Origin of the sequence: Weizmannia sp. FSL K6-3076 (assembly GCF_038007245.1) — a bacterium.
Classification (GTDB): domain Bacteria; phylum Bacillota; class Bacilli; order Bacillales; family Bacillaceae_C; genus Weizmannia; species Weizmannia faecalis.
This window is the reverse complement of record NZ_JBBOWU010000001.1, coordinates 1,574,292-1,589,799: the sequence shown is the minus strand read 5'-3', so window position 1 is coordinate 1,589,799 and position 15,508 is coordinate 1,574,292. Positions and strand designations below refer to the sequence as shown.

Here is a 15,508-nt window from a genome sequence, read left to right as displayed (position 1 = left end):
GCCCCTCTCTGTTAATACACATCACGCTGGTATCGTTTTGCCCGTCGCATTTCCTGTAAATAATCCTCTGCCTCTTCCCTCGCCATATTGCCTTCTGTTTCAAGAATTTCAAGCAGCGTTTCCTGGACGTCGCGGGCCATCTGCTTTTCATCGCCGCACACATACACACAGGCGCCTTTTTCAAGCCATGCATAAAAATCTTTGCTTTTTTCAAGCATCCGGTGCTGGACGTATATTTTTTCTGCCTGGTCGCGCGAAAAAGCCACATCCATCCGTTCGAGCACGCCATTTTTCAGCCAGTTTTGCCAGTCAAGCTGATACAGAAAATCCGTCGCAAAATGCTGGTCCCCGTAAAACAGCCATGTTCGTCCGGTGATCCCTTCCGCTTCCCTTTCTTCCAGGAAAGAACGGAACGGCGCCACGCCTGTTCCCGGCCCGATCATGATCACCGGCACATCCGGGTCAGCCGGAAGTTTGAAATTCGGATTGCGGTGGACATAAACCGGCAGCTTGTCTCCCGGTTTTATCCTGCCTGCGATTTGCCCGGAGCAAACCCCTTCGCGCACCCTTCCGTTTGCTGTATAGCAGTCCAGTGCAATGACAAGATGGACTTCATCGGGGTTCGCTTTCCAGCTGCTTGCGATCGAATAAAGCCGCGGCGGCATTTTCCGGAGCATTTGTACGAAAGCTTGCACTTCCACTTTTTCCGGCGGATATTCCTCGACAAGATCGAGCAGGCCCCGCCCTTCAAGGTACGCCTTTGCCTCCGCTTCATTTTCAAGCAAAGCCGTAAGCGCTTTGTTTCCGAAAAGCACGGCTGCCTGCTGAAGCAGCGGTTTTGTTAATCTCGTAATTTCATAATGTCTGAGTAATGCTTCCCTGGCCGGCAGCACTTCCCCTTTTTTATTGACCGGAACCGGTTCTTCCGGATCCCAGCCGAGCTTTTCGATCAGCCGTTCCACGAGTTTCGGATCATTTTCCGGGTAAATCCCGATGCTGTCCCCCGGTTCAAATGTAAAACCGGAACCTTCAAGGGATAGTTCGATATGGTGCGTTTCTTTATTGGACCCTTCCCAGTTCAAATTGATATTTTCCAGCACTTCCGCCTGGAACGGGTTGGATTTGGAATAATCGGTGTTTGCGGGCCGGGTGGCATCTGCTGCGGTTGAAGGCGGCAAGGCAGATGACTGGAGCACGCCTGTAACCCCTTCAAACCATTCCTGGGCGTCTTCTTCATAATCCACATCGCAATCCACCCGCGGATAGAGCCGTTCCCCGCCCAACTCTTCCAGCCTCTTGTCGATCTCTTTTCCGACCTTGCAAAAAAACTCATATGTCTGGTCCCCAAGCGCCAAAACGGAAAATTGGACCCCGTCCAGTTTCGGGGCTTTTCTGCTGTGGATCAGCTCATAGAAAGACAATGCGTTGTCAGGCGGATCCCCTTCCCCTTGTGTACTTGTAATGATGAGCAGATACCCTGCATTTTTTAAATCTTTCGGCTTGGCTGCATCGAGTGCCGAAAAAGATACGGTAAACTGCATTTCTTTTAATCTGGCGGCGAATGCTTCGGCAAGCGCCTGGGCATTGCCTGTCTCGGAACCAAACAGCAGCGTAACCGTTTTGGTTGCCGTCTGTACCGGTTTTTCAGCAACAGCTGTACTTCCCAGGGGATTCGTTCCTTGTTCGGCAAACGGATAGGTTAAATATCCGCTTAGCCATAATTTTTGCTGATCCGTTAATAGTTGCAGCAGTTCATTTAACTTTTCCGCCTGTTCTTTACTAAACGGGCTGTTTTGTACACTTAACGGCAAATCTTCCACCTCGCAATGTTTGCATGCACTTTTCATTTGTTTATTTATGTATGACATCCTAATCCAAATATACATAGAAGTTTACTTGGATTTTAATCCGCTTCTTTCCATGAGAAGCGCCTTCGAAAAAAGCTCTCCTTACAAAGATAAGAAGAGCCGGCGCACAATGGTCAACTTCTCTTATCTTTCAGACGATTGTCTGCAGGAATTGGCACAGTGTTTTTCAACCTGTTGCCGAGGCTTCAAAGGGCCTTTCCCTCCACCTCTCTGGATAAGAAGCACGAATCATTATTTAGAAATCATTGAAAACATTATACAATCAAATGCAGGTACAGTCAATTCTTTTTTGAACAGATGGGACATTTAAAAAAGGAAAAGGGTGGCAAGTTCCGCATCAAGCGTCCCCCCAATATACTTTATGTATCTTTTGCACAGAATGAGGGGGGAATGGATGAATATCCGCATTTACCAGGGGAATGAGATGACGCCGGAAGACGGGGACGCCAATATTGTGATCGATGTAATCCGCGCGTTTACGGTTGCCCACCATGCCTTTTTGGGCGGCGTAAAAGAGATTTGGTTGGCTGACTCAATAGAAACGGCTTTTCGTATCAAAAACAAATACCCGCATGTTTTGCTCACGGGCGAAAGGAACGGCCTTCCGATCCCGGGATTTGATTTGGGCCATTCACCGGCCGCCATCGCCAAACAGCCGTTAGCCGGCAAAACGTTGGTGCAAACATCGACAAACGGGGTAAAAGCAGTTTTTCGCGCCCTTCATGCAAAGGAAGTCTATGTTACCGGCTTTTCGAATGCAAAAACGACGGCAAAATGGATCCGGCGCAAATGGAAAGACAAAGACAACGCCCGCATCAACATGATCGCTTCCCATCCGACAGGGGAAGATGACCTGGCATGCGCATTATACATGGAAAGCATCCTCACCGGCTCGGGCACGATAAAGCCGGAATCAGTGATCAAGGAGATTGTAAATGCCAGTGTCGCAAAGAAATTTCTTGATCCCGGCCAGCCTGCATTTAACCCGGCTGACCTGGAATATTGTATCAAAGAAAGAGACTGCGAGTTTGTGATGAAAATGGATCCAACGGGAGAATTTCCAACGATCGTGAGGGTTGAAGATGAATGACCATGGTTTGACACTGCCTTTACGCAATGAGAAACCGCGGGATTGCGGGATCACCATCTTAATTGACAATGGCATTCCGCTGAACTTTTTTAAAGATACCATGAACAGTGCAGCCCCTTATATTGATTTCATCAAATTCGGCTGGGGGACATCGGTCGTTTCAAGCCATTTGGAAGAAAAAATAGATCACTTGAGGCAAAACGGCATTGCCTTCTTTTTCGGCGGCACTTTATTTGAAAAGTTTGCCAGCCAGGGAAAAACGGATCGGTACGTTCAATACTGCCGGCGGTTTGAATGCGAATATGTTGAAATCTCAAATGGCACCCTGCCGCTGTCCAATCCGGAAAAATGCCGCTATATTGCGGAGTTTTCAAAGGATTTTAAAGTGTTAAGTGAAGTCGGCTCAAAAGATACTGCCAAATCAATGGCCGATACGCCAGCATTATGGTTGGAATCGATTAGTCAAGATTTAGAAGCAGGCGCATATAAAGTGATGACAGAGGCAAGGGAAAGCGGCACAAGCGGCATTTACAACGGGGACGGGGAAATACGGGAGGAGATGTTTGCGGCCATCCTGGACTCGGGGATTCCCCGCGATTCTTTCATTTTCGAAGCGCCCAACAAGCAGCTCCAGGCTTTTTTTATCCACCATCTCGGTCCGGATGCCAATTTGGCCAACATCCCTTTTTCGGATGCCCTTGCGCTTGAAACATTAAGGCTCGGTTTGCGATCAGATACTTTTTTTATTGGAGGAGATTCCCATGAGAGAAACGGATAAAATTTTTCATTTGGCGATTCCGTGCAAAGATCTTGATGAAACAGCCGATTTCTATCAAAAATTAGGCTGCAAGGTAGCGCGCCGGTATGATGACCGGGTCACTTTCAATTTTTTCGGGGACCAGGTTGTCTGCCATCTGAGCCCTGAAAAAATAGATCCCAACCCGAAAATGTATCCCCGCCATTTCGGCATTACTTTTTTGGATAAAGCAGCATTTGAGGAAACCCTTCAATCTGCAAAGAAAAACCATTTACCATTTTTCCAGGATAAAATGGTCCGGTTTGGAGGCAAGCAAGAGGAACATTGGACATTTTTCCTCCAAGACCCCTCTAACAACTTGCTCGAATTTAAATATTATCATGATGAAAGCATGGTGTATTAACCAGTCCCATTCATTGCTCAAGGCCGGGCCATGCGCCGGCTTTTCCTGGAAAGCGACCACATTTTATCGGCTTCCCAGGCATGCTCTGGGTGCAGCGGTCTCTACTCCTAATCTGCCTCAGCAAAAGGCGGCTGATGTTTTCGAATTCTTACAGGAAGGAGCGGTGCTTGAAATTCGGGAATAGACCGGAAGTTGTTAACAAACGTCAACATTTACCGCCCCATTCACCCGGATTCCTCGTATTCAAACGCTACTGGAAGTAAATGTTGTCTTCACTTCCGGTCATTTTGGTTTCTTATTGATTTTCTAAGTTGACAAAAGCCTTTTCGGGATTGACATGTGTTTTTGTGATTTTTGCCTGGTACAGCCAATCCGAAACGTCTTGCCATTTTTTTGGGTCCTGATCGGCAATAGTTTTATTTTTCTCGTCCATCTTCGGCAGTAAAATGTGCAGGCTCTTCGTTTCCACATTTTTATCCAGCGGTGAGGAGGCATCTTCATGTTTTAACAAAATGGCAAGCGCCTTTTCCGGATGTTTTTTGACATATTGCTGGCCTTTTTCGGCAGCAGCAAGAAATTTTTTAAAAATGTCTGGCTGCTGTTTCAGCTTATTTTCGTTTGCGATGAAAACGAGTTCGTCATAATCCGGAACGCCGTATTTTGCCGGATTGAACGCTCTAACGGGTACGCCCTCCTTTTCCAGCAGCAGCTGTTCATGATTGACAAAACCGCCGACGATCGCATCAGTTTTATGGGCTGTCAGAGCAGGGATTAAATCATAGCCAACATCCACTGTTTTCACCTTGTCCGGATCGCCCCCGTCTGCTTTGACCATTGTCCGCACGGCTGCTTCTTCCAGCGGAATGGAAGAGTAGCCGACCGTTTTGCCCGCCAGGTCTTTCGGTGAGCGGATGCCGCTTGAAGCCGGCACCATCACACGGTTCAGCGTATGGCGGACGACGGTGCCAAAAGATTGGACCGGAATCTTCTCATCGCGCGCGATTAACACTTGGGGTTGATAACTTAATGCAATATCAATTCGATTCGCAGCCGCAAGTTTTAACGGGTCATTTGTGTCAGAAGGCATTTTGATGCTGACATCAAGGCCCTGCGCTTTAAAATAGCCTTTTTCCTGGGCTACATAAAGAAAAGAATGAACCGCATTTGGATACCAATCCAGCATGATCGTTACTTTTTGCACATGTTTCGTTGCTTGCTGCGAATGATTGCTGCAGGCACCTAGGAAACATGCGAGCACAGCGGCCATTATCCATCGTTTTTTCATTGAAAATCCCCCTAAATTTTTGTTCTGTTTTTCAATAAGCCTTTTTCCATCCCATAAATAAGCAAAAATAATCCCATGCCGAACGCAGCCAAAAGAAAAACGGCCGAAAAAACTGCGTCCGACTGCAAATATCCGGACATTCGCTTGCTAAAAAATCCAAGCCCCGCAGTTGCGCCAAGCCACTCCCCGATCGCTGCCCCGCTGACACAATATACAACCGATAATTTCAAGCCGGATAAAAATTGAGGAAGAGCCATTGGGACAGAAAGTTTTCGAAAAATATCCCAGCGGCTGGCGCCCATTGTCCGAAACAAATTCAAATAGGCGGAATCAACGGTTTTTAATCCGTCAAAAGTGCTGATTACAATCGGAAAGATAGCCGTTAACACAATGATCGCTACCTTGCTCCAAACTGAATAACCGAACCACATCATAAAAACAGGTGATACGGCGACAAGCGGGATCGTTTGCGAAATAACAAGAAACGGATAAAAGATTTTTTCAGCCATTTTGGAAACATACATGAGGACACCGATCATCACTCCACCCGTAACGGATAAAAGAAAACCGATGCCGACTTCCTCCACTGTCGCTGGCAAATGCACATTTATTAATTGCCTGTGATTTTCTATGAAAGATGCATAGATTTGGGTAGGGGACGGCAAAATGAAAGACGGGATCATCCCTTTCTGTATGACCCACTGCCAGCCGGCTATCAAGACCAGCATCGTAACGCAAAAAAGTCCGTAATCCCCCAGCCATTTTCGCCACTTCATTTAGGAAACCTCCTTTCATCCAAACTTCCAATATGTACAAGCTGCAAACCGTTCCAAAGCCCGTTCAACTATTTAGATTTTTTGCTGCTAAAACAGTTTTCCGGCAAGTTCTTTTCATCTTCATTTCTTCCCTTTTCCTCACAAGTCCGTCTTCATTGGCGAGCTTTTCCAGGTTACCGCTCTAAAAACAGCTATTTTCCCCTCCCTTCCAACAGAAAAAAGCCAGGCCTGTAAAAGACCTGACTTTAATAAGCAAGAAAATTTTCACAAATCCCTACTTTCCTACGCCGGCATGATCCGGATCAGGTCCAAAGGGTTGAAAAACCAACTGTTTTTCTCTCAGCCCGCCAATCCGGGCACCCCTAGTAGTCTGAAATATTCACTTTTTTCCATTATAGGCTTTCTATTTGCTTGTGTAAAGTGGTGCAGGCTTTTTTCTATGGTGATTGGTTCAATTATCGGCTCCAAGTCAGGTCTCCTGTTTTTCCAAAAATCCCGAAAAAAACCGCAAAAATTTTCAATCATGATGATACTCACGATATATAAGCTCATTTACCGCTTCATTCCGTCATCGTAAATTGAATAGACAGCCATTCAGATATGTTATTTTGCTTAACCATTATTTATATGGCAACGGCTGCGGTTGTAAGTGCTGACGGAAACAACCACATCGCCCCCTCTTCCCGTGCTTGTAACTCACAAAAAGCACCCAATTTTATGAAAAATTTTAAAATCATCTTGTTAAATGACATTCATGTCGCTTATAATAATAAAAACGACACAAATGTCATTTAAGGAGGAGCATAAATGAAAATCCGCTTTTTAAAAATCATTCCTTTCTGTTCTTAATCAGTGCGCAAACCATTTCAAATCTTGGGGACTGGCTGCATCTTGTTGCATTGTTTGCATTAGTGGCATTTAAGTGGCACGCCGACCCGATTGCAATGGCAGGCATTACATTATGCATGGTGCTGCCGTCAATTTTATTTGGATCCCCTGCCGGCTGGCTGGCAGACCGGTTTAACCGTAAAATGCTGATGAGCTTCTCGGATTTCGCCCGCTGCGGTTGTGTGCTCGGGATTGCTTTTTCCGTTTCGCTTTGGCAAGTTTATATCTTTCTATTTTTTTTGGGCTTTTTCTCAGCCGTCTTCACCCCTGCAGAAAGCGGCCTGCTTCGCCAGGTTGTTGGTGAAAACCAAATACAGGCGGCAATCGGCACAAGCGAGATGATCAATAACAGCGCCAAAATCATCGGGCCGGTAGCAGGCGGCACATTGATCAGCCTGACCGGAATCAAAGGCGCTTTTTATCTTGATGCCATTTCTTTCTTCCTCTCCGCCCTCCTGCTGTTTGGAATCAAAGCGCGAACATTACAGAGCCCGGTAAAAAGTGATCTAGAACATCGGGAAAAGGGCGCGCTAACTGAAGGATTTCGCTTTCTCTCCGGTTTTCCCGTGTTAAAAATGGGTCTGATCGTTTTTTGTACCATGATACTGGCCTTGCAAATTTCTGATTCCCAGGCCATGATATTAATAAGGGATATCAAGAACGCAACGGTCCATTTTGCGAGCTGGTGTATTGCGGCAAGCGGTTTTGGCATGCTTACTGCTTCCGTGCTGTTTACGAAAATAAAGTTAGGGGAGAAATTAATCACTTTAAAAATCAGCCCCGCCATACTTGGTTTGGGTTGTATCATGGTAAGTACGGGTACCGGCTGGCCGATCGGCATCATTGAAGCCGTTTACCCTTCCGTCTTTTTTCTGATGGGTTTTTCTTTTACAATGGCTGCCATTCCTTTCGATGTGCTCGTCCAAAAGAAAACGCCTGAAACGCATACCGGAAGAGTGTTCGGTACCATCAACAGCCTTTCTACACTCGCTGTGCTTGTTGGCATATTACTTGGAGGCTCGCTTTCAGAGTGGTTTGGCGTCCGTCTCGCATTCCTGATCTCTGGCGGAACCACTTGCCTGCTTGCTGCTGTTTCCGCCATTGCAATGAAAAAAGCAGAAAGGAAGGAAATTCATGTCGCCAAGGGTATCAAAACAACATCTTGAAGAAAGAAAAAATCATATATTGGATGCTGCGAAGCGGGTGTTTGAACGAAAAGGCTATGAACCTGTTACCATGCAGGATATCGTAAAAGAAGCCGGCATTAGCAGAGGAAATCTGTATCAGTATTTTTCTAACACAGAGGAAATCATGCAGGCGGTTATTGAAAAAAATGACGATTCATTTTATACGTACATTCAAGACCTGGCAAGCAGCCATGAAAAAGTATGGGATGCCATTCAAGCCTATCAGAAAGTGGTTTTCCAGAGTTTGCCAAATCTTTACGGGATCGTGATGTATGAATACTCTGTCACCAGGTGGCGCAATCCGGAAAGAAAGGCATTTTTCCAAAAAAGGTATACCCAAGCCATGAAAAGCTTTTTAGCGCTTCTGGAAGAGGGCGTAAAACAGGGTGAATTTCACCCGGTACAGCCGCTTGAAACGATCGTCAATTTTATGGTGAACATATGGGACGGCCTGATTTTAATGGCCCATGTAGAGGAACCGGAAAGAGTGGCAGTAGGCGGACAGCTTGAGGCGTTAAATTTATACTTAATCCAGGCTTTGCGCCCCGATGAAAATACAGACTGGCATTTGGACACCAAGATTGAACCCGGTTGATATGAACCGGGTTCAGATATAAAACGATAAGAATCGTTATTTACGCAATTCGCTATATTGAATCTGAATCCTGTTTTCCGGTTTTTGATCCACTGTATATAAGATAAACAGAAAAAACCATTCCAAAGGTTTCATGAAAAGATAGACAAGGTCCGCTGACCACTTTGTACGGATATGCCTGCTGAGAGGATAACCGTATTTATCATAAATATAGCGGATGAAGTGATGCATACGCGGCATGTATTCTTCAAGAAGATGTTCGAAGGCATTCGCAACGAGCAACTGGCGATTCACAGGAATTCTTTTGCCGTGCCGGAGCCCTGCCCTTACCGGCTTAACGACTTTTGTGTGCCCCCTCGCTGCCACAGAACATAAATAGTGTTCGTCTCCTTTTAACATTTCCGGAGGGGGATTGGGTATCCTGGAATAGGTGAAAGAACTTGTATCTAAAAACAAACGGATAAAGCTGTCCGGCCGCTGACCAAATAATATGAGGACCATTTGGACAATAAGCAAAACAGGAAAAAAACAAACCGCCCACAATCGAGGCATTTTACTATACCGTACGGAAATTTTAAAGAGTAAAAGAAGAAATCCCTTATACTGTACAGTCTCTTTCCTCATTTTTATTGAAAACTCATTCAGTGAATCTTTTAACTTGGTGATATACAGTAAAGCAAGGCAAAATAAGCTATATTGAAATGCTCGGACGGAATACATATCCCCCAGTTTTGAGAATAGCGTATGTGTAAAATAAACAGCAGCAAACCCAATATTTAGAACCAGTATCGTACAGCTCACGACATAGATAACCGGTGAAACCTGGCCGGCATAAAAATTCAATATCAGGAACCCAACCAGGCCCAATACAACCAACACAATCGCTGAAAGGATATGATTAGGAGCCAATGAAGCATAGCCGTCCGCCCGCCCTCCGATTTCATAAACGTGCAGCTGTTCGCCTGCCCTTGCACCATAAGCGTTCAGATAACACCCCACGATGAACAGGCAAATAAGCACGGCTGCATTCACCGTATCCATTGTTTTGACTTTTATGGATGGGGCTACTTGTGTTCCCTTTTTAAAGCTGGATAGGAATCTGGCAATCACATACACAGGAATACAGAGAACAAATAGGGCTAAAAACACAAAAAATACGGATAGAATATGATAGCCAAATCCTAGGATGTATGCCGCTACCAGGAACAAAAGCACGACTGCAATTAAACTTATGATTACAATTGGCGCTCTGTTGTTTTTCAATGCAGTCCCCAGTCCCCCCTATGCTAAATGAATATTTTCAAAAATGCGCCCGCGCTTCTGGCGTTTCTTTGCGATTGTATTTCCGGATAACAGTTAAATTGATTTGTTCCAGGCCTTTGGTTTCTTTCGCTATGCTTATTCGTTTTTTAAAGTGCCCCCCACCCCCTTTCTACAAAAGTCCCGTAAAAAGGCGGATTTGAAGTAAGTTTGGTCGAAAAGAATGCTGTACTGTACTCCCCTCAAAGGAAGATGAAGATAGTTCCCTTAACAATAGGAAAATATATAGGAGGAGTGGAATTGAGTTAATGGATTACGGATGATCATCCATATTTCACAGTGTGCCGTCTTTCAATATCTTTTCACATAAATAACCAACGATATATGCCCGGGGCGTCCTTTCTTTAAGGTCTTGGTTTTTGACAAGATCGTCAATCGCCATCCAAATGGTATTCCATAAATCCGTATTTTCATATTCTTCGTATGGATGATTTCTCATTTTAAGTTGCCTCCTCCTCAGTCGAAGCCAGTGGTTTTTTAACAGTTTCGGTTGTGAATTTGACTTCTCTCTTTATGATAGGACAAATGCCTCCGGGGTTGATTGCAGTGCACGCATCAAAGTTTCCGGTACGCGTCAGCATCAGACTCATGTAAAATACGGATATGCATTTGCTCCTCTTCTATCCGCTTTTTATTTATCGTTAAAGGTTCTAAACCTTCCCTGCCATCCGGAACACTTTCCCGTCCATTTCAGGCTTTAGCCATTTCATCCCCATTTTCTCATAGAACGAAATGGCCTGCTTGTTTGTCGGGGATACTCTGAGATGGTATTCCTCCAATTGATGTTTTTTGAAAACGCTCATCGCATACGCATGCAGCTCAGCACCAAGACCCAAGCCGCGTTTTTCCGGAATAAGATAGTACAAGTTGACATAGCCAATCGATTTGCCTACAAAATCTTTACGTGTCACCTCAAGCTGTCCAATTGGAACTCCATTTTCAATCGCAAGCATAAAACCTTCCGGAAATCGTACTTGCTGCATTTCAAGCCATTCAAGGTACTCTCTTGCATTGAAATTTGCATCCGTTCCGAAGCTTACGATAAAAGAATCCCTGCGGAACGGGAGAATATACTGGAGATGCTGCCTAACTTGAATGGGAATAAAATCCATTTATTAACCTCCTCTCTTGTTTCCTCCTTTGCCAGCCCTTTATCATTTCTTTTCGCCCCGGCAGCTGAAATCCATTTATCAATCGGTTGGCACAATTCTCTATTTTCTTATCGTCATTTATTGTAGCACAAGAACTGCGGATTTCCTTCTTTTACATTGTCCGTTTACTTTTTCAGCGTGAATCAACGGTCAATTATGGATAGTCATTTTTGAAGCAATATGTTATGTTGAGACTGTAAAGGATGCGGAAATGGGGGCTCCGAAATGTTTGATACAGTGATAAATACTGTGTTAGGTTTTGCTATGATCATTCTTATACTTTTTTTGCTTTACCGGTATCTCGTTCTTATGAAAACGAAGAAACTGTCTAAAATCGATTCCTTTTTTATAAAAGAATCCCATCATATGAATAACATACCCAATAAACAGATCGTTCGCTTCCTGAAATTGAGATATATTTTTAGTGCTGCCATTTTATTCCTGTTTCTTATAGTAGTATTATATTTTAAAACCGTAAACAGTCTTGTCATTCCTCTTATTTTATTGATAGAGTTTACCGGAATTTCCGTCATTGATCATAAAATTAAAAAGGCGAAAAACAAATAACCCAGCCGGCTTGGTTCAGTTCACCTTGTTAGAAAATATGATCTATTTGGACACTAAAGGAGGAAACCGGAATGTTTGATGACGTACATGAAACTGAAGCCGATCTGTTTTTCCGGATATCATAACTGCAGCCATTTAAAAGAACAACTACTTCATTTGATGTGAGCGTTCCATTTAAACGAAGACCAACTACCAGATTTATAAAGTGCATGAAAAAACCGCAGATCGTAATCTGCGGCTTGCTTTGGCCCGGCAACGTCCTACTCTCGCAGGGGGAGACCCCCAACTACCATCGGCGCTGGAAAGCTTAACTTCCGAGTTCGGGATGTGTTCGGGTGTGACCTTTCCGCCATCATCACCGGACCTGTATAATTTGGGATGTGTTCCCTGAAAACCGGATGGGAGAAAAAACTGTAAACGGAGAATGCGTTTCTAACTTTGAGAATTGTCTAGCTCCAGCGCCTATCGGCTAGCGTATTTCTACGCTTTCTCCCTACGATAAGTCAACATCGGCTCGCCTTTAGGGGCTCGCCGTGTTTCCTTTATCTCAGTCGAAAGCTCCGAAATCCGTACGCCGATGAGCGAGGCGCTTCCGCTTTTCGTGGTTAAGTCCTCGATCGATTAGTATCCGTCAGCTCCACGCGTCGCCGCGCTTCCACCCCGGACCTATCAACCTGATCATCTTTCAGGGATCTTACCAGTATAAACTGTGGGAAATCTCATCTTGAGGGGGGCTTCATGCTTAGATGCTTTCAGCACTTATCCCTTCCGCACATAGCTACCCAGCGATGCCTTTGGCAAGACAACTGGTACACCAGCGGTGCGTCCATCCCGGTCCTCTCGTACTAAGGACAGCTCCTCTCAAATTTCCTGCGCCCGCGACGGATAGGGACCGAACTGTCTCACGACGTTCTGAACCCAGCTCGCGTACCGCTTTAATGGGCGAACAGCCCAACCCTTGGGACCGACTACAGCCCCAGGATGCGATGAGCCGACATCGAGGTGCCAAACCTCCCCGTCGATGTGGACTCTTGGGGGAGATCAGCCTGTTATCCCCAGGGTAGCTTTTATCCGTTGAGCGATGGCCCTTCCATGCGGAACCACCGGATCACTAAGCCCGACTTTCGTCCCTGCCCGACTTGTAAGTCTCGCAGTCAAGCTCCCTTATGCCTTTACACTCTGCGAATGATTTCCAACCATTCTGAGGGAACCTTTGGGCGCCTCCGTTACCTTTTAGGAGGCGACCGCCCCAGTCAAACTGCCTGCCTGACACTGTCTCCCACCCCGGTAAGGGGTGCGGGTTAGAATTTCAATACAGCCAGGGTAGTATCCCACCGATGCCTCCGCCGAAGCTGGCGCTCCGGTTTCCAAGGCTCCTACCTATCCTGTACAAGCTGTACCAAAATTCAATATCAGGCTGCAGTAAAGCTCCATGGGGTCTTTCCGTCCTGTCGCGGGTAACCTGCATCTTCACAGGTACTATAATTTCACCGAGTCTCTCGTTGAGACAGTGCCCAGATCGTTACACCTTTCGTGCGGGTCAGAACTTACCTGACAAGGAATTTCGCTACCTTAGGACCGTTATAGTTACGGCCGCCGTTTACTGGGGCTTCAGTTCAGAGCTTCGCCTTACGGCTAACCCCTCTCCTTAACCTTCCAGCACCGGGCAGGTGTCAGCCCCTATACTTCGCCTTGCGGCTTCGCAGAGACCTGTGTTTTTGCTAAACAGTCGCCTGGGCCTATTCACTGCGGCTTCCCGGGGCATACACCCCAAAAAGCACCCCTTCTCCCGAAGTTACGGGGTCATTTTGCCGAGTTCCTTAACGAGAGTTCTCTCGCTCACCTTAGGATTCTCTCCTCGCCTACCTGTGTCGGTTTGCGGTACGGGCGCCTTTCACCTCACTAGAGGCTTTTCTTGGCAGTGTGGAATCAGGAACTTCGGTACTAAAATTTCCCTCGCCATCACAGCTCCGCCTTGGCGCGAAGGATTTGCCTCCGCACCGGCCTAACTGCTTGGACGCGATCAACCAGTGTCGCGCTTGCCCTATCCTCCTGCGTCCCCCCATCGTTCAAACGGTGAAGAGGCGGTACAGGAATATCAACCTGTTGTCCATCGCCTACGCCTTTCGGCCTCGGCTTAGGCCCCGACTAACCCTGAGCGGACGAGCCTTCCTCAGGAAACCTTAGGCATTCGGTGGAAGGGATTCTCACCCTTCTTTCGCTACTCATACCGGCATTCTCACTTCTAAGCGCTCCACCGGTCCTTCCGGTCCGGCTTCAACGCCCTTAGAACGCTCTCCTACCACGGACACCATACGGTGTCCATCCGCAGCTTCGGTGATACGTTTAGCCCCGGTACATTTTCGGCGCAGCGTCACTCGACCAGTGAGCTATTACGCACTCTTTGAATGATGGCTGCTTCTAAGCCAACATCCTGGTTGTCTAAGCAACGCCACATCCTTTTCCACTTAACGTATACTTTGGGACCTTAGCTGGCGGTCTGGGCTGTTTCCCTTTCGACCATGGATCTTATCACTCACAGTCTGACTCCCAAGCATAAGTTTTTGGCATTCGGAGTTTGTCTGAATTCGGTAACCCGATGAGGGCCCCTCGTCCAAACAGTGCTCTACCTCCAAAACTCTTCGCTTGAGGCTAGCCCTAAAGCTATTTCGGAGAGAACCAGCTATCTCCAAGTTCGATTGGAATTTCTCCGCTACCCACACCTCATCCCCGCACTTTTCAACGTGCGTGGGTTCGGGCCTCCAGCAAGTGTTACCTTGCCTTCACCCTGGACATGGGTAGATCACCTGGTTTCGGGTCTGCGGCCTCATACTCTTTCGCCCTGTTCAGACTCGCTTTCGCTGCGGCTCCGCTTCTTCAGCTTAACCTTGCATGAGACCGTAACTCGCCGGTTCATTCTACAAAAGGCACGCCATCACCCGTTAACGGGCTCTGACTACTTGTAGGCACACGGTTTCAGGATCTCTTTCACTCCCCTCCCGGGGTGCTTTTCACCTTTCCCTCACGGTACTGGTTCACTATCGGTCACTAGGGAGTATTTAGCCTTGGGAGATGGTCCTCCCGGATTCCGGCGGGATTCCTCGTGTCCCGCCGTACTCAGGATCCACTCGGGAGAGAACGAAGTGTCAGTTACAGGGCTTTTACCTTCTCCGGCAGGCCTTTCCAGGCCGCTTCACTTAACCTGTTCTTTTGTAACTCCCATATGAGTGTCCTACAACCCCGGAAGGCAAGCCTTCCGGTTTGGGCTGTTTCCTGTTCGCTCGCCGCTACTTGGGAAATCGCAATTGCTTTCTCTTCCTCCGGGTACTGAGATGTTTCAGTTCCCCGGGTGTGCCCTTCCTGCCCTATGGATTCAGGCAGGAATCCTGTCCGATTAAAGACAGGGGGTTTCCCCATTCGGAAATCTCCGGATCAAAGCTTACGTACAGCTCCCCGGAGCATATCGGTGTTTGTACCGTCCTTCATCGGCTCCTAGTGCCAAGGCATTCACCGTGCGCCCTTTCTAACTTAACCATAAAAAGGTTTAAATCCAAAAATAAGCGATTCTCGGTTTACTTGGTTTGTTTCTCCTATCCGGTTTTCAAAGAACACATACTGAAG

General features: G+C 46.6%; 11 protein-coding genes, 2 rRNA genes and 2 riboswitches. Of the genes, 5 read left to right on the top strand and 8 right to left on the bottom strand.

Going from position 1 to position 15,508, the window contains the following annotated elements; genetic code table 11:
• Nucleotides 1-11 precede the first annotated feature (11 nt).
• Nucleotides 12-1,868: an assimilatory sulfite reductase (NADPH) flavoprotein subunit gene (locus NSS95_RS07350; protein WP_328229648.1), complete on the bottom strand. Its 1,857-nt coding sequence runs from the start codon at nt 1,866-1,868 to the stop codon at nt 12-14.
• Between the two features lie 120 nt (nt 1,869-1,988).
• Nucleotides 1,989-2,089, bottom strand: a riboswitch (SAM riboswitch).
• A 173-nt stretch (nt 2,090-2,262) separates the two neighbouring features.
• On the opposite strand from NSS95_RS07350, the gene NSS95_RS07345 reads away from it, so the two are divergent.
• Genes NSS95_RS07345 through NSS95_RS07335 form a run of 3 tightly spaced genes read left to right on the top strand, consistent with a single transcriptional unit; the run spans nt 2,263 to nt 4,118 of the window.
• Nucleotides 2,263-2,958: a 2-phosphosulfolactate phosphatase gene (locus NSS95_RS07345; protein ID WP_017550373.1), complete on the top strand. Its 696-nt coding sequence runs from the start codon at nt 2,263-2,265 to the stop codon at nt 2,956-2,958.
• Entirely contained in the window at nt 2,951-3,736 is a 786-nt protein-coding gene (locus NSS95_RS07340; protein ID WP_328229647.1) for a phosphosulfolactate synthase, read from the top strand. Before NSS95_RS07345 ends, NSS95_RS07340 begins: the two co-directional genes overlap by 8 nt.
• Entirely contained in the window at nt 3,720-4,118 is a 399-nt protein-coding gene (locus NSS95_RS07335; RefSeq protein WP_017550371.1) for a VOC family protein, read from the top strand. The genes NSS95_RS07340 and NSS95_RS07335 overlap by 17 nt, the downstream gene beginning before the upstream one ends.
• A gap of 295 nt (nt 4,119-4,413) precedes the next feature.
• On the opposite strand, the gene NSS95_RS07330 is transcribed toward NSS95_RS07335, so the two are convergent.
• Both NSS95_RS07330 and NSS95_RS07325 read right to left on the bottom strand, forming a co-directional pair.
• A complete protein-coding gene (locus NSS95_RS07330) occupies nt 4,414-5,403 on the bottom strand; it encodes an ABC transporter substrate-binding protein (RefSeq protein WP_168986015.1) in 990 nt (329 codons plus the stop codon).
• A gap of 11 nt (nt 5,404-5,414) precedes the next feature.
• A complete protein-coding gene (locus NSS95_RS07325; RefSeq protein ID WP_328229646.1) occupies nt 5,415-6,179 on the bottom strand; it encodes an ABC transporter permease in 765 nt (254 codons plus the stop codon).
• 262 nt (nt 6,180-6,441) lie between these two features.
• A riboswitch (TPP riboswitch) is annotated at nt 6,442-6,553 on the bottom strand.
• Between the two features lie 429 nt (nt 6,554-6,982).
• Between NSS95_RS07325 and NSS95_RS07320 the strand changes: the two genes are divergently transcribed.
• Together NSS95_RS07320 and NSS95_RS07315 are read left to right on the top strand one after the other, a co-directional pair.
• Nucleotides 6,983-8,233: an MFS transporter gene (locus NSS95_RS07320; RefSeq protein ID WP_328229650.1), complete on the top strand. Its 1,251-nt coding sequence runs from the start codon at nt 6,983-6,985 to the stop codon at nt 8,231-8,233.
• The gene (locus tag NSS95_RS07315; protein ID WP_328229645.1) at nt 8,202-8,849 is read left to right on the top strand and encodes a TetR family transcriptional regulator; all 648 of its coding nucleotides are present in this window, start codon (nt 8,202-8,204) and stop codon (nt 8,847-8,849) included. Before NSS95_RS07320 ends, NSS95_RS07315 begins: the two co-directional genes overlap by 32 nt.
• Before the next feature lie 36 nt (nt 8,850-8,885).
• On the opposite strand, the gene NSS95_RS07310 is transcribed toward NSS95_RS07315, so the two are convergent.
• The 5 genes from NSS95_RS07310 to NSS95_RS07290 form a co-directional block, all read right to left on the bottom strand.
• On the bottom strand, nt 8,886-9,998 hold the full coding sequence (locus NSS95_RS07310) for a DUF6688 domain-containing protein (protein WP_340714051.1): 1,113 nt from the start codon (nt 9,996-9,998) through the stop codon (nt 8,886-8,888).
• A 445-nt stretch (nt 9,999-10,443) separates the two neighbouring features.
• The gene (locus NSS95_RS07305; RefSeq protein WP_164931349.1) at nt 10,444-10,608 is read right to left on the bottom strand and encodes a hypothetical protein; all 165 of its coding nucleotides are present in this window, start codon (nt 10,606-10,608) and stop codon (nt 10,444-10,446) included.
• A 211-nt stretch (nt 10,609-10,819) separates the two neighbouring features.
• Complete coding sequence (locus tag NSS95_RS07300; protein ID WP_017550364.1) at nt 10,820-11,281, bottom strand: GNAT family N-acetyltransferase; 462 nt, start codon at nt 11,279-11,281, stop codon at nt 10,820-10,822.
• A gap of 853 nt (nt 11,282-12,134) precedes the next feature.
• A 5S ribosomal RNA gene (gene rrf, locus NSS95_RS07295) occupies nt 12,135-12,250 on the bottom strand.
• 238 nt (nt 12,251-12,488) lie between these two features.
• Nucleotides 12,489-15,421: ribosomal RNA gene (locus tag NSS95_RS07290) — 23S ribosomal RNA — on the bottom strand.
• Nucleotides 15,422-15,508: the final 87 nt, after the last annotated feature.

Excerpts from the sequence above, each read along its gene's own strand:
- NSS95_RS07325 (WP_328229646.1), bottom strand. The coding sequence starts at position 6,179 with ATGAAGTGGCGAAAATGGCTGGGGGATTACGGACTTTTTTGCGTTACG.
- NSS95_RS07300 (WP_017550364.1), bottom strand. The coding sequence starts at position 11,281 with ATGGATTTTATTCCCATTCAAGTTAGGCAGCATCTCCAGTATATTCTC.
- NSS95_RS07345 (WP_017550373.1), top strand. The coding sequence starts at position 2,263 with ATGAATATCCGCATTTACCAGGGGAATGAGATGACGCCGGAAGACGGG.
- NSS95_RS07350 (WP_328229648.1), bottom strand. The coding sequence starts at position 1,868 with ATGTCATACATAAATAAACAAATGAAAAGTGCATGCAAACATTGCGAG.
- NSS95_RS07315 (WP_328229645.1), top strand. The coding sequence starts at position 8,202 with ATGTCGCCAAGGGTATCAAAACAACATCTTGAAGAAAGAAAAAATCAT.
- NSS95_RS07330 (WP_168986015.1), bottom strand. The coding sequence starts at position 5,403 with ATGAAAAAACGATGGATAATGGCCGCTGTGCTCGCATGTTTCCTAGGT.
- NSS95_RS07340 (WP_328229647.1), top strand. The coding sequence starts at position 2,951 with ATGAATGACCATGGTTTGACACTGCCTTTACGCAATGAGAAACCGCGG.
- NSS95_RS07335 (WP_017550371.1), top strand. The coding sequence starts at position 3,720 with ATGAGAGAAACGGATAAAATTTTTCATTTGGCGATTCCGTGCAAAGAT.
- NSS95_RS07305 (WP_164931349.1), bottom strand. The coding sequence starts at position 10,608 with ATGAGAAATCATCCATACGAAGAATATGAAAATACGGATTTATGGAAT.